This window comes from Pseudomonas sp. PDM19 (assembly GCF_014852215.1).
Lineage (GTDB): Bacteria > Pseudomonadota > Gammaproteobacteria > Pseudomonadales > Pseudomonadaceae > Pseudomonas.
Map to the genome: position 1 here is coordinate 743829 of NZ_JACVBG010000004.1, position 19664 is coordinate 763492.

The window sequence follows — 19664 nt, forward strand, 5'->3', positions numbered from 1 at the left end:
GTCGCCGGAAAAGACTAGAATTTTTCTGCGAATTCTCGCCTTCAAACTGTCGGAAGCCTCGCTATGAACAATAACAACAGCCTGCTACGTCACCTCGCCTGGCTGGCGGTGGCGATAGTCGGTGCATTTGCCTTGGGAGTCGTGGCACTACGTCGCGGCGAAGCCATCAACGCACTGTGGATCGTCGTCGCGGCGGTTGCCATCTACCTGGTCGCCTACCGCTACTACAGCCTGTTCATCGCCACCAGGGTGATGCAACTGGACCCCAACCGAGCGACCCCTGCGGTCCTCAACAACGACGGTCTGGACTACGTCCCGACCAACAAGCACATCCTCTTCGGTCACCACTTCGCTGCCATCGCCGGCGCCGGCCCGCTGGTCGGTCCCGTACTGGCCGCGCAGATGGGTTACCTGCCCGGCACGCTCTGGCTGATCGCCGGCGTGGTGCTGGCCGGTGCCGTGCAGGACTTCATGGTCCTGTTCATCTCCAGCCGCCGCAACGGGCGTTCGCTGGGTGAACTGGTACGCGAGGAAATGGGGCAGGTGGCGGGGACCATCGCTCTGTTCGGCGCGTTCCTGATCATGATCATCATCCTCGCGGTGCTCGCGCTCATCGTGGTGAAGGCCCTGGCCGAAAGCCCTTGGGGCATGTTCACCGTGCTGGCGACGATCCCGATCGCGCTGTTCATGGGCGTGTACATGCGCTACATCCGCCCGGGCCGCATCGGCGAGATTTCCGTGGTCGGCATCATCCTGCTGCTGGGCAGCATCTGGCTCGGTGGCCAGATCGCCGCCAGCCCCGAGTGGGCCCCGGTGTTCACCTTCCATGGCGTGCAGATCGTCTGGATGCTGATCGCCTACGGCGCGATCGCCTCGGTCCTGCCAGTGTGGCTGCTGCTGGCGCCGCGTGACTACCTGTCGACCTTCCTCAAGATCGGCACCATCATCGCCCTGGCCATCGGCATCGTGATCGTTTCGCCGGAGCTGAAGATGCCGGCCCTGACCCAGTTCACCGACGGCACCGGCCCGGTGTGGAAGGGCGGCCTGTTCCCGTTCCTGTTCATCACCATCGCCTGTGGCGCCGTCTCCGGCTTCCACGCGCTGATCTCCTCGGGCACCACGCCCAAGCTGCTCAACCGCGAGCCCGACGCCCGCTACATCGGCTACGGCGGCATGCTGATGGAGTCCTTCGTGGCCATCATGGCGATGGTCGCCGCCTCGGTCATCGAACCGGGCATCTACTTCGCCATGAACAGCCCGCCGGCCGTGGTCGGCACCGACGTTACCGCGGTGGCCGCGACCGTCAGCAGCTGGGGCTTCACCATCACCCCGGAAATTCTGACCCAGACCGCCAAGGACATCGGCGAGACCACCATCCTGGCCCGTGCCGGTGGTGCGCCGACCCTCGCCGTGGGCATCGCGCACATCCTTCACCAGGTGCTGCCGGGTGAGAACACCATGGCCTTCTGGTACCACTTCGCGATTCTCTTCGAGGCGCTGTTCATCCTCACCGCGGTGGACGCCGGCACCCGTGCCGGGCGCTTCATGCTGCAGGACCTGCTGGGCAACTTCGTCCCGGCGCTGAAGAAGACCGAATCCTGGACCGCCAACATCATCGGCACCGGCGGCTGCGTCGCGCTGTGGGGCTGGCTGCTGTACCAGGGCGTGGTCGATCCGCTGGGTGGCATCAACACGCTGTGGCCGCTGTTCGGCATCTCCAACCAGATGCTCGCCGGCATCGCGCTGATGCTCTCCACCGTCGTACTGATCAAGATGAAGCGCCAGCAGTACGTCTGGGTGACCGCCCTGCCGGCCGCCTGGCTGCTGATCTGCACCACCACCGCCGGCCTGATCAAGCTGTTCGACAGCAACCCGGCCGTGGGCTTCATTGCCCTGGGCAAGAAATACTCCGCCGGCCTGGACGCCGGTCAGATCATCGCTCCGGCCAAGGACATCGGCCAGATGCAGCATGTGATGATGAACGCTTACATCAACGCCGGCCTCACCGTGCTGTTCCTGCTGGTGGTGTTCAGCGTGCTGGTGTACGCGATCAAGGTAGGCGCCAGCGCCTGGACCAAGAAGGAGCGCACCGACAAGGAAGCTCCGTTCCAGCCGATTCCGGACGCCTGACGGAGGAGCATCATGTTCAACGACCTCAGCCGCATGGGTAAGTATCTCGGGCAGGCCGCACGCATGCTGGTCGGCATGCCCGATTACGACACCTACGTTCAGCACATGCAGAACAAGCACCCGGACAAGACTCCGATGACGTACGAGGAGTTCTTCCGCGAGCGCCAGGAGGCGCGCTACGGTGGCGGCAAGGGAAGGCCGATCCGCTGCTGTTGAGTCCGCGGATGGGTGTATAACGGACGGGCCGCGAGCGATCGCGGCCCGTTTTCATTTCCGCCCGTTTTTCATTCTGATTGCCTGGAAGTTTCCATGACCGATTCCGCAAGCGCGCCGCAGATTCCGGTGACCGTCCTCACCGGCTTCCTCGGGGCCGGCAAGACCACCCTGCTCAAGCACATCCTCAAGGCAGAGCACGGCCTGAAGATCGCCGTGATCGAGAACGAATTCAGCGAGACGCCGATTGACGCTCAGTTGCTCGGCGACGACGCGGTTCAGGTGACGACGCTCTCCAACGGCTGCGTCTGCTGCACCATCAATAGCGACCTGGAGCGCGCGCTCTACGTCCTGCTGGAGCGCCGCGACAACGGCGAGCTGGACTTCGACCGCGTGGTGATCGAGTGCACCGGCCTGGCCGACCCGGCCCCGGTCGCGCAGACCTTCTTCGTCGACGAAACCCTGCGCGAGCGCTACCTGCTCGACGGCATCATCACCCTGGTGGACGCCGCCAACGCCGAGCGCCACCTGCAGGAAGCCATCGCCCAGGCCCAGGTCGGCTTTGGCGACCGCATCCTGGTGAGCAAGAGTGACCTCGTTTCTCCTGCGCAGTACGAGGCCCTGGTCGAGCGCCTGCAGCGCATCAACCGCCGCGCCGAGATCCATGCCGTGGAGCACGGCGCCATCGAGCTGGAGCGCCTGCTCGACGTACGCGGCTTCAACCTCAACGCCGACCTCGGCCTACGCCCGCTGCTGCGCCCCGTGCGCCCGGCGGCGGATACGACCGACCGCATCACCACCCTGGTGCTGCGCAGCGACAACCCGCTGGATATCGAGCGCCTCAGCGAATTCATGGACGACCTGCTGCAGTGGCACGGCAACTCGCTGCTGCGCTACAAGGGCGTGCTGAACATCGCCGGCGAGGAGCGTCGCCTGGTGTTCCAGGGCGTGCTGCGGTTGTATGGCTTCGACTGGGATACGCCGTGGAAGGGCAACGAGCAGCGCGAGAGCGTGATCGTCTTCATCGGCGACAACCTGCCCGAAGAAGAGATTCGTCGTGGCTTCGATCGCATCACGGGCGGCCCGACCGCCTGAATGAAAAACGCCCGGCCGTGCCGGGCGTTTTTCTCTGCACGCTTGCGTAGGGCGCATAACGCGTCAGCGTTATCCGCCGCAGGCGTGCTGGCGGATAACCTGTTCCAGGTTATGCGCCCTACGTTCCACGTTGGTTGGCAGCGGCTCAGCCACCGATCAGATGCTTGAGCGGATGATAATCCGCCTTCAGGTTCCCCGCCGCCTTGAGGATCGCCTGCTCGATCGCATTGAGGTGCATGCAGGTCAGCTCGATGGCCGCCGCCTGGTTGCCCGACTCGATGTACTCGATCAGTCGCTGGTGCTCGTTGCCGCGGCAGGTCTCGTGCTGGTCGTCGTCCAGGGTGGTGGCGTAGAGCGAGGCGCGCTCGATCAGCTTGCGGAAGAAGTCCAGCAGCACCGGGTTGTTCAGCGCCGCTGCCAGCTTCAGGTGGAACTCGCCCAGCAGGTGGACGAACCGCGCGTGGTCGTGGTCGTGGGTCGCCTCTTCCAGCGCCACGTGGTCGCGCAGGTCCTGGATGATCGCGCTGTCCGCGCGGCGACAGAGTTCACTGACGATGCCGATCTCGATCAACCGCCGCGTTTCGAACAGCGAGCGGATCTCCTCGTCGCTGGGTAAAGACACCCACGCCCCCTTGTTGAGCGCGCTGGAAACCAGTCCATCCGCTTCCAGATGTTTCAGCGCCGCGCGTACCGAAGTGCGGCTGACCTTGAACAATTCCGCCAATGCCGCCTCGCCCAGCTTCATGCCGGGGCGCAGGGTGCGCTTGCTGATTGCCTCGTAAACCCCTTGGTAGACGCGTTCCACCGTGGACTCGGGGTGATTCTCCGCCATGAGCGACTCCGCCTCTTGCTTGACCCTTCAAAGGATGCCGCAAAACCGTCCGTGCAAAACCAGTTGCAGAAGAAAAATACATCAGCTATTTCTAGATTGCATTCAAATATTGCATACAAAAACAAGAGGAATGCACCAAAATGAATCACTCGTCGTCAGTCGAGGTGCGTCGGGTCAGCAAGCGCTACACCGATGATCCCAACGTCGCTCCCGCCCTCAACGAAGTGTCGGTCGACATTGCCCATAATGAGTTCTTCACCTTGCTGGGGCCTTCCGGCTGCGGCAAGACCACGCTGCTGCGCAGCATCGCCGGTTTCGAGAACGTCACCTCCGGCGACATCCTCGTCGGCGGCGAGCGGGTCAACGACCTGCCGCCGTACCGTCGCCGCATCAATACCGTGTTCCAGAGCTACGCCCTGTTCCCGCACATGTCGGTGAGCGAGAACATCGCCTTCGGCCTGGAGATGCAGGGCCTGGCGCGCGGCGAAATTCCCGGCCGGGTGAAGGAAATGCTGGCGCTGGTGCAGATGGAACACCTGGCGCGCCGCAAGCCGGCCGAGCTCTCCGGTGGCCAGCAGCAGCGCGTGGCCCTGGCCCGCGCGCTGGCGCCCAAGCCTTCGGTACTGCTGCTCGATGAACCGCTGTCCGCGCTGGACCTGAAGCTGCGCAAGGAGATGCAGGTCGAGCTCAAGCGCGTGCAGGAAGAGGCGGGCATCACCTTCATCTTCGTCACCCACGACCAGGAAGAAGCGTTGACCCTGTCCGACCGCATCGCCGTGATGTCCCACGGCAACATCATGCAGATCGGCACACCCAACGAAATCTACGAGCGCCCGACGCACCGTTTCGTCGCGCAGTTCATCGGCGACATCAACTTCCTTCCCGGGCAGATGCGCCAGGGCGGGTTCCACCCCAACGCCATGGCCGCGGAAATCCCCTGCGAACTGCCGGCGGGCCTGAGCAGCGCCAGTGTCCAACTGGCCTTTCGCCCGGAGCGCTCGAAGCTGGTCGACCCGTCGCAGCCGCACCACCTGCGCGCGGTGATCGAGACGGTGATGTACGTCGGCACCGCCACGCTGTACCGCTGCCGCTTGCCGGATGCTTCGCAGATCACCCTGCGCGAGAGCAACGAGGGCGGTCGCGCCCGCGACGTCGGCGAGGCCGTGGCGGTGCACCTGCCGCCCCAGGCCTGCCTGCTGATGGAGGCCTGAAATGAACGAGTCGCCCACCACTCGCCGCCTGTTGCTGCTCAGCCCGGTGGCGCTGACGCTGCTCGGGCTGATCGCCATCCCGCTGGCGATCATGGGTTACATCAGCCTGCTGCCGCGCAACCTCTACGGCGGCGTCGACTGGCACGCCGACTGGCAGATCCAGAGCTACGTGCAGCTGTTCTTCCAGGAAGACTTCGACGGCAACCTCGAGCTGAACTGGGTCTATGCCCAGGCGCTGCTGCGCTCGCTGTTCCAGGCCGGCGGCACCACGCTGTTGTGCTTCCTATTCGGCTTCCCGGTGGCGCTGTGGATGACCAGCCTCAGCGAGCGCTCGCGCAACCTGATGGTGCTGCTGATCACCATCCCGTTCTGGACCAACCTGCTGATCCGCAACTACGCCTGGCTGATCATCCTGCGCGAGCACGGCTGGGTCGCTCAGTCGGTCAACGCGCTGTTCCCCCAGGCCGGCGGCATCACCCTGCTGTACAACGACTTTGCGGTCTGCGTCGGCCTGGTCTACAGCTTCCTGCCGTTCATGATCCTGCCGATCTACTCGACCCTGGAGAAGCTCGACTGGCGCCTGGTCGAGGCCGCCTATGACCTGGGTGCGAACCGCTGGAAGGCGTTGCAGCGGGTAATCCTGCCGCTGTCCATGCCCGGTGTGATCGCCGGCTCCCTGCTGGTGTTCGTCCCGAGCCTGGGCGCCTTCATCACTCCGGCGATCCTCGGCGGCGGCAAGACCCTGATGATCGGCAACCTGATCCAGCAGCAGTTCGGTACCGCGCGCAACTGGCCGCTGGGCGGTTCGCTGTCGTTCCTGCTGCTGGCGATCATGCTGCTCGCCCTGATCGCGTTCGCCCTGTATAGCCGCCGCGCCGCCAAGGCCGTCCACCTGGGAGGAGCCAACGCATGATCGCCCAGCACCTGAAGAAACTGCCCGGCACCCGCGAAACCAGCCTGCTGGTCCTGGCCTACCTGTACCTGCCGATCTTCGTGCTGATCGGCTACAGCTTCAACGCCAACCGCTCGGCCACGGTGTGGACCGAATTCTCCTTCGCCTGGTACGGCAAGATAGTCGCCAACCCCTCGATTCAGGCGGCGGCGTTCAACTCGCTGGTGGTCGCCGGCTTTGCCACCGTGCTGTCCACGGCGATCGCCCTGGCGGCGGCGCTGGCGACCTCGCGGCCGTTCTACGGACGGCGGTTGGTGGAGGGCGGCATCAACCTGCCGCTGATCCTGCCGGAGATCGTCATTGCGGTGGCCACGCTGCTGCTGTTCATGTCGCTGGGCATCAAGCTGGGCCTGATGACGGTGATAGTCGCCCACGTCGGCTTCTGCATTCCCTTCGCCTACCTGCCGATCCGTGCACGCCTGAACGACCTGGACAAGAGCCTGCTGGAAGCCGCCGGCGACCTCTACGCCAGCCCCTACCAGGTGTTCCGCCGGGTGACTTTGCCGCTGCTGTGGCCGGCGGTGCTGTCCGGCGCGGTACTGGCGTTCGTGGTCAGCCTCGACGACTTCATCATGACCTTCTTCGTCGCCGGCCCCGGCTCGACGACGCTGCCGGTCTACATCTTCTCGGCCATCAAGGCCGGGGTGACCCCCGAGATCAACGCAATCTCGACCCTCATGCTGGTGATTTCCATCGTCCTCGTGGTGCTGTCGTACTGGCTCGGCCAGCGCGGCAAACCGGACGCCTGATCAAGACTGCCAACCTTTCGTTTTCTGACCTTACGTTTCGGAGAGCAACATGAAGTTGAATGCCCTGCGTCACGGCCTTGCCGGTTTGTCCCTCGCCCTGCTGGCTGCGGGCGTCGCCCAGGCCGAGGAGCCCAAGCAGCTTTTCTTCTACAACTGGACCGACTACTACCCGGTGGAACTGCTGGCCAAGTTCGAGAAGGAGACCGGCATCAAGGTCACCATGGACGGCTACGACAGCAACGAGACCCTGCTGGCCAAGCTGCAGGCCGGCGGCGCGGCATACGACGTGATCGTGCCGTCGCACTCGATCATGCAGACGCTGATCAACCAGGACCTGCTGCTGGAAATCGACACGCCCAAGCTGGCCAACTTCCAGTTCGTCAAGCCAGCGTTCCGCGACCCGGGCTTCGACCCTGGCCGCAAGTACTCGGCGCCCTACCTGTGGGGCACCACCGGTTTCTCCTACGACAGCGCACGGGTGCCGGGCGGCAAGCTGGATGACTCCTGGAAGGAATTCTTCGAGCCGCGTCCGGAACTGCAGGGCCAGGTCGCTGCGCTGGATACCCCGAGCAGCCTGATCAACGCCGCCGCGCACTACCTCAACGTCGACGAGTGCACCGAGAACCCGCAGGACGCCAAGAAGATTCTCGAGTTGCTGCAGAAGCAGAAGCCCTTCCTGAAGATGTACAGCTCCGACAACACCGTGGACCGCATGGCCTCCGGCGAAGTCGTGCTGATGCAGAACTGGAACGGCTCCACCGCCCGCGCCACGCTGCAGAAGAGCACCATCAAGTACGTCTACCCGCGCGAAGGTGTGGCCTCTTTCCAGGACAACTTCGCCGTGCCGAAAAGCGCGCCGCACCCGGAGAACGCCAAGGTCTTCATCAACTGGATGATGAAGCCGGAGAACGCCGCCGCGGTGACCAACGCCATTGCCTATTCCAACGGCATCCAGACCGACCACCTGCTGGACGCCAAGTGGAAGGTCATGGACGCCATCAACATGCCCGAGGAATACGCGCAGCGCCTGCGCCTGGAAAAGGAGTGCAGCAACAAGTCCCGCGAGCTGCAGGATCGCATCTGGTCCAAGCTCAAGGGCTGACGCGCCGTTCTCCGTAAACCCGTAGGGCGCATGAGGCGGAACGCCTCGTCCGCCGCCGAGTTCATCGGCGGATAACTGCAAGCAGTTATTCGCCCTACGTTCTTCTCTGGATTCGAGGTCCCCATGACCGACAGCTACTGGCTGCGCAACATCCGTCCGCTGGGCAATGCAGCGGAAGACTTCCTCATCCGTGACGGCCGCATCGCCGAACGCCGTCCGGCCGGCAACACCGCGCCGCAGGCCGGCGACATCGACGGCGGCGGCCAGCTCCTGCTGCCGCCGCTGGTGGAAAGCCACTGCCACCTGGACAAGACCCTCTGGGGTCAACCCTGGCGCCCCAACAGCGCCGGGCCCACGCTCAAGGACTACATCGCCAACGAACGCCGCGTACTGCGTGAGATCGAGGCGCCCATCGCCGCACGCGCCGGCGCGCTGCTGGAGCAGTGCATCGCCCGTGGCTCACTGACCTTCCGCTGCCACGTGGATATCGACCCCGAACTGGGCCTGCGCCACGTGGTAGCGATGCAGGCGCTGCGCGAGCGCTATGCGGACCTGGTCGACATGGAGTTCGTGGTCTTCCCGCAGACCGGCCTCGTCAGTCGTCCCGGCACCGCCGAACTGATGCGCGAAGCGCTGGCGCTGGGTGTGGAAAATGTCGGCGGCCTCGACCCCTGCGGTATCGACGACGACCCCATTGCCCAGCTCGATATCGTCTTCGGCCTGGCCGTGGAATTTGGCCGTGGCGTGGATATCCACCTGCACGACAAGGGCGAACTGGGCCTCTGGCAGATCGCCCGCATCGCCGACTACACCGAGCGCCACGGCCTGCAGGGCAAGGTGATGATCAGCCACGCCTACTGCCTGGGCATGGCGCCCTGGGAGCAGGTCGAGCCGCTGGCCGAGCGACTCTCCGAACTGGGCATTTCCCTGATGAGCTCCGCGCCGGCCGACACCCCGGTACCGCCGTTCCTCGCCCTGCGCGAGGCCGGCGTGAACCTGTGCCTGGGCAGCGACGGCATCCGCGATGCCTGGTCGCCCATGGGCAACGGCGACATGCTCGAACGCGCCATGTTCCTCGCCTTCCGCTTTGACCTGTGCAAGGACGACGATCTCGCCGCCGCCTTCGCCGCCGCTACCGACAACGGCGCTCGTGCACTGGGGCGCGAGCCAGCGCGCCTTGAAGTCGGTGCGCCGGCGGACTTCCTCCTGCTGCCGGTGGAAACCCTCGGCGAAGCCGTGGTCGCGCGCCCGGCGCAGCGCCGGGTATTCAAGGCCGGCAAGCTGATCGCCGAGCACGGTCGCCTGGTGGAGTCGCGTCTGTGAGCACGCCACGCATCGGCCTGAAAGCCAGCTTCGTGGTCGGCTTCGACGGCGCGCAGCACGTGCTGTGGCGCCACGGCGAAGTAGTGTTCGAGAGCGGCAGGATCGTCTTCGTTGGCCGTGGCTTTCCCGGCGACGTCAGCCAGTGGATCGACTACGGTCACGCGCTGATCGGACCCGGCTTCATCGACCTCGATGCCCTCGGCGACCTCGACTCCACCGTGCTCACCCTGGACAACGGCGCCGAGTGGAACATGGGCCGCGTGTGGTCCGAAGACTACCTGCGTGCCGGGCCGAGCGAGTGCTACAGCCCGGACGAGGAACTGTTCAAGTACCGCTACGCCTTCACCCAGCTGATCCGCAACGGCATCACCACCGCCATGCCGATCACCTCGATGTACTACCGGCGCTGGGCCGAGCACTACGACGAATTCGCCGGGATCGCCGCGCTGTCCGGCGAGCTCGGCCTGCGCACTTACCTCGGCCCCTGCTACATGAGCGGCATGACCTATGCCCGCGCCGACGGCAGCCCTGCGCAGCACTGGGACGAAGCTGCCGGCCTCGCCGGACTGAAGGAAGCCGAGCGCTTCTTCCATGACTTCGACGGCGCCCACCACGGCCTGGTGCGCGGTGCGCTGCTGCCGGACCGCATCGAAACCTGTACGCCTGTGCTGCTGGAGCGCACCGCCGCTGTACAGCGCGAACTGAGCGCGCCGCTGCGCCTGCACTGCTGCCAGTCGCGCTACGAGGTGGAGCTGGTGCGTCGCCTGCGCGACACGTCCTCGCTGCAGTGGCTCGACGGCTACGGCCTGCTCAACCCGCGCAGCGTTCTGCCCCACGGTATCCTGCACAGCGGCGAGCATGATTTGCAGCGCCTCGCGGATACCGGCGCGAGCCTGGTGCATTGCCCGGTGGTGTTCGCCCGCGAAGGCGACGCGCTGGATTCCTTCGGCGCTTACCGCGCACGCGGTATCAACCTCGCCATGGGCACCGACACCTTCCCGGCGGATATGCTCGACAACCTGCGCCAGGGCCTGAACATCGCGCGGGTGAAGGAGGGCGACGCCGAACACACGCGCATGCTCGATCTCTATAACGCCGCCACCCTCGGCGGCGCCCAGGCGCTGGGCCGCGACGACCTCGGCCGTCTTGCCGTCGGCGCCCGGGCAGACATCACGGTGTTCCGCCTTGGCGACTTCCATCAGGGCCCGTTCTTCGATCCGCTGAAGAACCTGTTCACCGCCGGCCGCGGCGATGACTGCATCGCCAGCTTCATCGACGGTCGCAGCGTGATGCAGGGCGGCCAGGTGATCGGTGTCGATTACGCCGACCTGCAACGCCGCGCCGACGCGCTGTTCCAGAAGCAGATGCAGCACCACGCCGACCGCGCTTTCGACAACCCGCCATGGCGCACGCTGTTCCGTTCCGCGATTCCCTTTGCCGACTCGTACAGCGCCGCCGCACCGCTACTCGACGCGCACGCACCAACGGCCCCGTGAAGGATCACCCCATGCTCAGCTTCGACTTCCAGCAGCTCTCCGCCCGCGAGAAATACAAGATCCTCATTGGCAGTGTGGTACCCCGGCCCATCGCCCTGGTCACCACCATCGACGCCGAGGGGCGCGTGAACGCGGCGCCCTTCAGCTTCTTCAACGCCCTCTCTGCCGACCCGCCGATCCTCGCCCTGGGCGTGGAGAACTACAGCGATCTGAGTCCCAAGGACACCACGCTGAACATCCGGCAGAACCAGGAGTTCACCGTGAACATCGTCTCCGACGCGCTGGTGGAAGCCATGAACGTCTGCGCCGTGCCCTTCGAGCCGGGCTTCGACGAGTTGGTCGCCGCCGGACTCACCGCCATCCCCGGCACCCGTGTCGGCTGCCCGCGCATCGGCGAGGCGCCGGTGGCGCTGGAGTGTCGGCGGATGATGGCGCTGTCCATCGGCCAGTCACGGGAAATCATCCTCGGCGAAGTGCTGATGGCCCACGTGCGGGACGACCTGATCGACCCGGCGACGCTCTACATCGACCAGCTCGGCCTCGACGCCATTGGGCGCATGGGCGGACATGGTTATGCACGCACGAGGGAGTACTTCGACCTGCCGACGCGGTCGTTGAAGCAGTGGATGGAAACGCCCGGCGCAGGGGGGCGCCTCTGGGGTGGAGCAGAGGAGTTGGCCTGACTCTGCCAGCAGGGCTCAGGGCACAATAGCCGGCTGAGTGCGGACCCTGTTCTGCTGGTCGTGTATGCCGGGTGAGTTCCCGCACAGAGAGTATCCGCCGCCCGTTACCCCGCCTTCGAATCGGCTACCCGTTCCGGCTTCATTCCGCACCTCTCCGGGGCAGGCCGGTGCGTTAGTGCGCGCAGCAGGGCGCGACGAATTGATGCCACAGAACCCGGCGTAGATCGAGCTCGTCGGCTTGACCTCGTCGGGAAGCTCTGTCTCTGCCGCGCTGGCCGATCTTATGGGCGTTTTGGCGATTCAGTTTCTGCCCACGTTCGGTTTGAGCGCGGTACGTGCTGATGGCCATAGGCCTTCAATTACGTGCCCAGGGGTGGGGTAGCGCTCGGATGCATTGTCACAGGATATGACCGCTAAGCATCGTTCCGGGAAAATCGGATGGGTGATTATAGGCGGTCTAGTTTTTGATGTTATTTGTAAATGGCAGATTTTAGTGATTTTTTTGTAATTATCGACGATTTTCAATGGAAAATTTGAGTGCTCGCGCTCAGGGCTAGAGAGGATTAATTTTCTGTTTTCACGATTCCTTAACGAATTCTTAAGAATTTTCTGGAGCCGTGATACCCTACCCACGTTTTTTGTAATGGCTTTTTGATGGTGCATCTTTAAGGCCGCCTCGCAGTGGCGAGGGTTATTCAGGGACGAAGATTCAGTGGCGTTGCTTCTCCAGCCTCCTGGCGTCGACATGCTGTGCAACCAGGCGTTTTCCCGAGACTTCAGTCTCCCGGGTGCTCCCTTTGTTGCCATCCTCATGTGCGCCCATAACGGTGCTGAATTCTTCGCCCGGCAATTCGATTCATTCGAACAGCTGGTCTACCGGCACTGGTCGCTGCATGTTTCCGACGATTGTTCGGAAGACGGCACGCACGAGGTGCTCCAGGCTTATGCCGAGCGGTGGGGCGCGCGCAGGCTGAGAGTGGTTGGCGGTCCGCGGGCAGGCTTGGCCCGTAACTTCCTATCGCTGACGTGTCGAGCCGATATCGAGGCCGACTACTTCACCTGGTCCGATCAGGACGATATCTGGAGCGCCGAAAAGCTGCAGGTCGCCGTCGACTGGCTACGCGGCATTCCTGCCGAAGTCCCTGCGGTTTACTGCGGGCGCACCCAGATCATCGGTGAAGCGGAAACCCCTCTGGGGGTGTCGGCGAATTTCTCGTTGCCGCCGCATTTCAAGAATCCCCTGGTGCAGAGCATCGGGGGTGGCAACGCCATGGTGTTCAACCGGGCTGCGTGGGCGCTGATTGCGCAGGCCGGTGCCGAGTTGAAGGTGCCGTCCCACGACTGGTGGTGCTACCAGCTGATCACCGGTGCGGGAGGGGTCGTTCATTACGATCCGCAACCGCACGTGTTCTACCGCCAGCGCGATGGGAGCGTGATAGGTGCCAACTCCGATTGGTGCGCTCGCCTCCGGCGTCTGGCCGTTGTTCTCCAGGGGCGCTTCTACGAGTGGAGTGCCCAGAACATTCGTGCTCTCGAGTCGCTGAGTCATCGCTTGAGCACGGACCATCACAAGACCCTCAAGCTTTTCAAGGCGGCACGCAAGCGACGACTGCCCGGCCGGGTTGCTTGCATCCTCAAGGCTGGACTGCACCGGCAGACCCTCTTAGGGAATCTTGGACTGGCTCTCGCGACACTACTGAAAAAGATCTGATCACATGACAATTCTGGTAACTGGTGGCGCCGGTTTCATCGGCGCCAACTTCGTGCTCGACTGGGTTGCCCAGTCGGATGAAACCGTCATCAATCTGGACAAGCTGACTTACGCCGGCAATCTGGAAAACCTTGCCAGCCTGGACGGTGATGACAGGCACGTTTTCGTGCGCGGCGACATTGCCGACGGCGAGCTGCTGCAGGCATTGCTGGGCAAGTATCGTCCGCGGGCGGTCGTCAATTTCGCGGCTGAGTCGCATGTCGATCGTTCCATCCATGGCCCGGAAGATTTCATCCAGACCAATATTGTTGGGACATTCCGCCTGCTCGAGGCGATACGTGCCTATTGGAATGGATTGGAAGGCAGTGAGAAGGAAAAGTTCCGCTTCCTGCATGTTTCGACCGATGAAGTGTACGGATCGTTGACCAGCGACGCCCCGGCCTTCACTGAAGAACACCAGTACGAGCCGAACAGCCCGTACTCGGCGAGCAAGGCAGCGAGCGATCATCTGGTCCGGGCCTATCACCACACGTACGGCCTGCCGGTGCTCACCACCAATTGCTCGAACAACTACGGCCCCTATCACTTCCCGGAAAAACTCATCCCGCTGATGATCGTCAATGCCCTGGCAGGCAAGGCACTGCCGGTGTATGGCGATGGTCAGCAGATTCGTGACTGGCTGTACGTGAAGGACCATTGCAGCGCCATCCGCCGAGTGCTCGAGGCGGGCACTCTGGGCGAGGTCTACAACGTTGGCGGCTGGAATGAAAAGCCCAACCTGGAGATCGTCAACCGCGTCTGCGCCCTGCTCGATGAGCTGCGCCCGCGAGCCGATGGCAAGGGCTATGGCGAGCAGATCAGCTATGTCGCCGACCGCCCCGGCCATGACCGTCGCTACGCAATCGACGCTCGCAAGCTTGAGCGCGAACTGGGCTGGAAACCGGCCGAAACCTTTGAAACCGGTATTCGCAAGACGGTCGAGTGGTATCTGGCGAACCAGGGCTGGGTCGAAAGCGTACAGTCCGGCAACTACCGCGAATGGCTGGAGAGGAACTACGCGGGGCGCAGTTCGTGAAGATTCTCCTGCTGGGTAGGAACGGCCAGGTGGGTTGGGAGCTGCAGCGCAGCCTGGCCCCCCTGGGCGAGTTGCTGGCGCTGGATTCCCGCAGTACCGACTATTGTGGCGATCTGGCTGACCTCGACGGGCTGGCCGCGACGCTGGAGCGCTTTGCGCCGGACGTGATCGTCAATGCCGCGGCGTACACCGCGGTGGACAAGGCCGAGTCGGAGCCGGAACAGGCACGGCGAGTGAATGCCCAGGCGCTGGGCGTGATGGCCGAGGCCGCGGCACGCCACGGTGCGCTGCTGGTGTATTACTCGACCGACTACGTGTTCCCCGGCCACGGCCAGACGCCCTGGCGTGAGGTCGACGATGTCGGCCCCCTGAACGTCTACGGCCAGAGCAAGTTGGCCGGCGAGCAGGCGATCCAGGCCTCTGGCTGTCGGCACCTGATCTTTCGCACCTGCTGGGTTTATGCCGCGCGCGGCAACAATTTCGCCAGGACCATGCTGCGCCTGGCGCGAGAGCGCGACAGTCTGGGCGTGATCGATGATCAGTTCGGAGCACCCACCGGTGCGGACCTGATCGCCGATGTCACCGCTCACGCCATCACGGCGGCCGTGCGTTCGCCCGAGCTGTGCGGCCTCTACCACCTGGCAGCTGGCGGCGAAATCAGTTGGTGTGGGTATGCCCGTTTTGTCCTTGAGCAGGCCACCGCGGCCGGCGTCGAGTTGAGCGTGTCGGCCCAGGCCATCGGAGCGCTGACGACGGATGCCTACCCGTTGCCCGCCAAGCGCCCTGCGAATTCCCGCCTGAATACCGAAAAGCTGCAGAAGGCCTTCCTGCTGAATCTCCCCCATTGGCAACATGGGGTAGCACGGATGCTGACGGAAATTATCGAGAAGTAATGATGAGCAAACGTAAAGGAATCATCCTGGCCGGCGGGTCAGGCACTCGACTTCATCCGGCAACGCTGTCGATCTCCAAGCAGCTGCTGCCGGTGTACGACAAACCGATGATCTACTACCCGCTCACCACCCTGATGCTGGCGGGTATCCGCGACATCCTGATCATTTCCACGCCGCAGGACACTCCGCGCTTCGAACAGCTTCTGGGCGATGGCCACCGCTGGGGGGTGAACATCTCCTACGCAGTGCAGGCCTCGCCGGACGGCCTGGCCCAGGCGTTTCTGATTGGCGAGCAGTTCATCGGCAACGACCTCTCGGCACTGGTGCTCGGCGACAACATCTTCTACGGCCACCAGTTCAGCGAGCTGCTCGACAGCGCATCCGAGCGTGAGCAGGGCGCCTCCGTGTTCGCCTACCACGTGAACGATCCCGAGCGTTACGGCGTGGTTGAGTTCGATGCTCAGGGCAAGGCCATCAGCCTGGAAGAAAAGCCGCTGCAGCCAAAGTCCAATTACGCCGTTACCGGCTTGTACTTCTACGACCAGCAGGTTGTGGACATCGCCAAGAGCATCAAGCCCTCCGCCCGCGGCGAGCTGGAGATCACTGACGTCAACCGGATCTACCTGGAGCAGGGGAACCTGTCGGTGGAAATCATGGGGCGCGGTTATGCCTGGCTGGACACCGGTACCCATGACTCGCTGCTCGAAGCAAGCCACTACATCGCGACTATCGAGCACCGCCAGGGCCTGAAAGTGGCCTGCCCCGAGGAAGTGGCCTTCCGTCAGCAGTGGATCACGTCCCAGCAACTGGAAGAGCTTGCCGCGCCGATGCTGAAGAACGGTTACGGCCAGTACCTCAAGCGCCTGCTCCAAGAGACGATCTACGGATGAAAGCGAGCAAGATGGCCATCCCGGACGTGGTGCTGTTCGAGCCCCGGGTGTTTGGCGACGAGCGCGGCTTCTTCTTCGAGAGCTTCAACCAGAAGGTCTTCGACGAGGTGGTCGGACGCCCTGTGACTTTCGTTCAGGACAATCACTCGCGGTCGATCAAAGGCGTGCTCCGCGGCCTCCATTATCAGGTGCAGCAGTCCCAGGGCAAGCTGGTACGAGTGGTCCTGGGCGAGGTATTCGACGTGGCCGTGGATATCCGCCGCGGCTCGCCGACTTTCGGCCAGTGGGTCGGTGTGCACCTGTCTGCCGAGAACAAGCATCAGCTGTGGGTGCCGGAAGGTTTCGCCCATGGATTCGTTGTTCTCTCCGAGACCGCGGAGTTCCTTTACAAGACCACCGACTACTACGCCCCCGCGCATGAGCGCTGCATTGCCTGGAACGACCCGCAGATTGGTATCGAGTGGCCGTTAGAGGGGGAGCCGCAGTTGTCGGTTAAGGACAGTGCCGGTGCCAGTCTGGCACATGCCGAAGTTTTCAAATGACCACCAGCACTTTATCCGGCATCGAGCCCCTTGCCGCCGCTGATGCCTTCGAGCTGGCGCTCAAGCCCATGCGAGAAAAGCGCTGGGCTGACGCCTCTGCTCTCTGGAAAGTATTCCGCGAACAGTACCGAGGACATCCGGCGCCCTGGATACAAGGTGCGATCAGCCTGATGCGCCAAGGCGACATCGGCGCCGCTGGCGACTTGCTGGCGTTCGCGCGCGAGCATTTCCCCAAGCATTCCAGTACCTGGCTGAGCAGTGCGGAATGCGCCCGCCTGCAGAAGAATCCGACTCTGGAGCGGGAGCTGCTGGCGCAAGGTTGCGAGCAATGTCCTGAACACTGGGAGCTGCTCGGCAAATCTGCTGATCTTGAACTGCGTACCGGCAACACTCGAGAGGCCGAGAACTTCAATAGTCGGGCTCGCGAGCATGCCCAGGGTCGAATCGAGCCCTTGTTGCAGCATGCAGAAATTGCAGAACACTCTGAAGACTGGGAGCAGGCCGAATCTCGCTGGCGCCGGGTCGTAGAGGCCAAACCTGAATACTCGCGTGGTTATACGCAGCTTTCGAATGCCTGCAAGCAGCAGGGAAAACTGGCGGAGGCGAAGAAATATCGCCTGGCCGCTCTGTACGGTGTCGATAGCGTGAGCTCTCCCGCGACCGTGCAGACGATGGAACGCAAGAGCCAGACGTCGCAGGGTGGAGAGCACTTCATTCAGCTTGTCCTGATCAAAGCGCTGCTCAACCTGAAGTCCGAGTCATCACGAAATCATCTGAACTATGCATGGGTAATCATTGAGCCACTGCTGCACCTGATCATCTATTACCTGTTGTTCTCTCAGGTTCTCAACAGCGGTGGTGACAACTACGGGCTGTTTTTACTGTGTGGCCTGGTGCCCTGGATGTGGTTCTCTAAGGCCATTTCCATGAGTGCGAACAGCATCATTTCCGGCCAGGGTCTGATGTTGAATACCGGAATCATGCCCTCGTTCTTTCCGCTGGTCGCGATAGTACAAGCGACAATGAAACAATTGCCGGCGTTGCTCTTCCTCCTGGCGTTGGGGCTTGTTGTTGATGAAAAAAGTCTGAGCCTGAATATTCTGTGGCTGCCCGGAATTTTACTTGTTCAGTTTCTTCTGACTCTTGCCTTGGGATTGTTGCTGGCGGCGATTATCCCGTTTTTACGGGACTTGGCCAATCTGGTCGCAACAGGCCTGACGCTGCTGATGTTCTTGTCTGGGGTTATTTACGATTACCGGCATATACCTGGGGGCGTCGCCAAGATACTCGAGTACAACCCCATGGCTGTGCTGATCGCCTGTTATCGCGAAGTGGTGCTGGAAGGTCGGCCCCCGGAGTGGACTGGTTTGATTTATGTGGGGTTTGTAGCGTTGATCGTGATGGTTTTTGATTATGTGCTGTATCGCCATCATCGGCGGACGTTCGTGCGTCGGTGCATGCGCTGATGGCTAACAGATTTCTTTCGTTACGTAACGTCGGTGTGCGTTTTGCGCTCAGTGGGAAAATTAATCGAAATGGTTTTGTCGAGCCATTGAAAGACATAACGCTGGATGTTTACCGCGGAGAGACACTGGGCATATTGGGCGGGAATGGTGCCGGCAAGTCGACCTTGCTCAAGGTGATGTCGGGAGCTCTTCGTCCTGATCGAGGAGAAGTGATTAACCATGGTGCCACGGTTTCGCTGCTCGCATTGCAGGCTGGTTTCGACCTGAACCTGAGTGGACGTGACAACGCGCTGTTCGGCGGCATGTTGCTGGGTTACAAGCGGCAGGAAGTACTGACCCGCCTCGAGGAGGTCAAGGCCTATTCGGAGTTGGGGGACTTTTTCGATGAGCCATTGCGAAAGTACTCCAGTGGTATGGCGTCAAGACTGGGATTTGCAATCAGCACCATCATAAGCCCTGAAGTGCTGCTGGTGGATGAGGTCCTTAGTGTTGGTGACGCACATTTCAAGAAGAAGGCTGAGCGAACCATGATGCAGAAGATCGCAGCTGGCCAGACCGTGGTTTTGGTCTCTCACTCCAGAACCCAGGTAGCCAATCTCTGTGACCGTTGTGTGATCTTGCATCAAGGGACGTTGATTGAATGTGCCTCGGTCGACGAAACATTGAAGAAATACGACCAGATGATGCAAATGCAATAGTCAAGGAGCAGTTGGATGTTCGGCAAGAGGGTAGGTTTTCTGATTTCTTTGTTTGTTTTGACGATCCTCGCGGGGTGTGGTCAGGACGTTGATCGCAAGGCTGCTGTGTTGATTAGCAGTAAGTGCGCGGTCGATGTTATTGCGGGTGAAAAACGAGACGTCGTCTGGATGAAACCGGGTGTTATCAGCTTCAGCGGATGGGCGGCGGACAGTAATAGCAGTACTGTCCCTGCGGCGCTGGATATTCTGATCACTGATTTGAACAGCAACGTCCGCACCTCCTACAAGGTATCCGGCCGCTTGGATCGCCCGGATGTCGTCAAGTACTTCAATCAGCCAACGCTTCTCAAGTCCGGCTTCAAGGCCAACATAGACCTGAGTGGGTTGGCAAAAGGTACATACGGAGTTTCGCTGCAGATGCCTGTGAAACATGGGGCGATCATCTGCTCTACCAAGAAGGCAGTGCGCATCATTTAACGATTTTCGCTTTTGGACGGGGGCGTGTTTCCGCCAGTTTGTGGCGGGGGCGGAGAGGACGCCTCGTTCAAGTAAGAGCCATTTGATACACGCAGGGCGCGCGGAGCTGTCTGAATGCCCGGCTTG

At 62.4% G+C, this 19664-nt stretch carries 19 protein-coding genes; 18 read left to right on the forward strand and 1 reads right to left on the reverse strand.

The window, feature by feature from the left end; translation table 11 throughout:
- Positions 1-63 precede the first annotated feature (63 nt).
- From IB273_RS25710 to yjiA, 3 genes are all read left to right on the forward strand, one after another.
- Complete coding sequence (locus IB273_RS25710; protein ID WP_081520074.1) at positions 64-2130, forward strand: carbon starvation CstA family protein; 2067 nt, start codon at positions 64-66, stop codon at positions 2128-2130.
- A 12-nt stretch (positions 2131-2142) separates the two neighbouring features.
- Positions 2143-2346, forward strand: coding sequence for a YbdD/YjiX family protein (locus IB273_RS25715; RefSeq protein ID WP_015478970.1), 204 nt, complete (start codon positions 2143-2145; stop codon positions 2344-2346).
- A gap of 93 nt (positions 2347-2439) precedes the next feature.
- Complete coding sequence (yjiA, locus tag IB273_RS25720; RefSeq protein WP_192225339.1) at positions 2440-3438, forward strand: GTPase; 999 nt, start codon at positions 2440-2442, stop codon at positions 3436-3438.
- A 145-nt stretch (positions 3439-3583) separates the two neighbouring features.
- Here the strand turns inward: yjiA and IB273_RS25725 are convergent, their stop codons facing one another.
- Positions 3584-4270, reverse strand: coding sequence for a GntR family transcriptional regulator (locus IB273_RS25725; protein WP_081520076.1), 687 nt, complete (start codon positions 4268-4270; stop codon positions 3584-3586).
- Between the two features lie 140 nt (positions 4271-4410).
- Between IB273_RS25725 and IB273_RS25730 the strand changes: the two genes are divergently transcribed.
- The 15 genes from IB273_RS25730 (at position 4411) to IB273_RS25800 (ending at position 19538) form a co-directional block, all read left to right on the forward strand.
- Entirely contained in the window at positions 4411-5481 is a 1071-nt protein-coding gene (locus tag IB273_RS25730) for an ABC transporter ATP-binding protein (RefSeq protein WP_017516843.1), read from the forward strand.
- 1 nt (position 5482) lies between these two features.
- Positions 5483-6394, forward strand: coding sequence for an ABC transporter permease (locus IB273_RS25735; protein WP_081520077.1), 912 nt, complete (start codon positions 5483-5485; stop codon positions 6392-6394).
- Positions 6391-7182 carry an ABC transporter permease gene (locus tag IB273_RS25740; protein WP_151188395.1) on the forward strand — a complete coding sequence of 264 codons (792 nt, stop codon included), beginning with the start codon at positions 6391-6393 and terminating at the stop codon, positions 7180-7182. Before IB273_RS25735 ends, IB273_RS25740 begins: the two co-directional genes overlap by 4 nt.
- A gap of 49 nt (positions 7183-7231) precedes the next feature.
- Complete coding sequence (locus IB273_RS25745) at positions 7232-8284, forward strand: extracellular solute-binding protein (protein WP_192225340.1); 1053 nt, start codon at positions 7232-7234, stop codon at positions 8282-8284.
- Positions 8285-8407: 123 nt separating this feature from the next.
- Entirely contained in the window at positions 8408-9607 is a 1200-nt protein-coding gene (locus tag IB273_RS25750; protein ID WP_192225341.1) for an amidohydrolase family protein, read from the forward strand.
- The gene (locus IB273_RS25755) at positions 9604-11103 is read left to right on the forward strand and encodes an amidohydrolase family protein (protein WP_192225342.1); all 1500 of its coding nucleotides are present in this window, start codon (positions 9604-9606) and stop codon (positions 11101-11103) included. The genes IB273_RS25750 and IB273_RS25755 overlap by 4 nt, the downstream gene beginning before the upstream one ends.
- 11 nt (positions 11104-11114) lie before the next feature.
- Positions 11115-11786 (forward strand): flavin reductase family protein, encoded by a 672-nt coding sequence (locus IB273_RS25760; protein ID WP_151188391.1) that lies wholly within the window; start codon positions 11115-11117, stop codon positions 11784-11786.
- Positions 11787-12498: 712 nt separating this feature from the next.
- Positions 12499-13497: a glycosyltransferase gene (locus tag IB273_RS25765; protein ID WP_318652503.1), complete on the forward strand. Its 999-nt coding sequence runs from the start codon at positions 12499-12501 to the stop codon at positions 13495-13497.
- Positions 13498-13501: 4 nt separating this feature from the next.
- On the forward strand, positions 13502-14572 hold the full coding sequence (gene rfbB, locus IB273_RS25770; protein ID WP_151188390.1) for a dTDP-glucose 4,6-dehydratase: 1071 nt from the start codon (positions 13502-13504) through the stop codon (positions 14570-14572).
- Positions 14569-15465 (forward strand): dTDP-4-dehydrorhamnose reductase, encoded by an 897-nt coding sequence (rfbD, locus tag IB273_RS25775; RefSeq protein ID WP_192225343.1) that lies wholly within the window; start codon positions 14569-14571, stop codon positions 15463-15465. Before rfbB ends, rfbD begins: the two co-directional genes overlap by 4 nt.
- Before the next feature lie 2 nt (positions 15466-15467).
- Complete coding sequence (gene rfbA, locus IB273_RS25780; protein ID WP_192225344.1) at positions 15468-16355, forward strand: glucose-1-phosphate thymidylyltransferase RfbA; 888 nt, start codon at positions 15468-15470, stop codon at positions 16353-16355.
- Complete coding sequence (gene rfbC / locus IB273_RS25785; RefSeq protein WP_151188388.1) at positions 16352-16897, forward strand: dTDP-4-dehydrorhamnose 3,5-epimerase; 546 nt, start codon at positions 16352-16354, stop codon at positions 16895-16897. The genes rfbA and rfbC overlap by 4 nt, the downstream gene beginning before the upstream one ends.
- On the forward strand, positions 16894-18363 hold the full coding sequence (locus tag IB273_RS25790; RefSeq protein ID WP_192225345.1) for an ABC transporter permease: 1470 nt from the start codon (positions 16894-16896) through the stop codon (positions 18361-18363). Before rfbC ends, IB273_RS25790 begins: the two co-directional genes overlap by 4 nt.
- The gene (locus IB273_RS25795; protein WP_151188386.1) at positions 18363-19061 is read left to right on the forward strand and encodes an ABC transporter ATP-binding protein; all 699 of its coding nucleotides are present in this window, start codon (positions 18363-18365) and stop codon (positions 19059-19061) included. Before IB273_RS25790 ends, IB273_RS25795 begins: the two co-directional genes overlap by 1 nt.
- Positions 19062-19076: 15 nt before the next feature.
- Positions 19077-19538, forward strand: coding sequence for a hypothetical protein (locus tag IB273_RS25800; protein ID WP_151188385.1), 462 nt, complete (start codon positions 19077-19079; stop codon positions 19536-19538).
- The last annotated feature ends 126 nt before the right edge of the window (positions 19539-19664 follow it).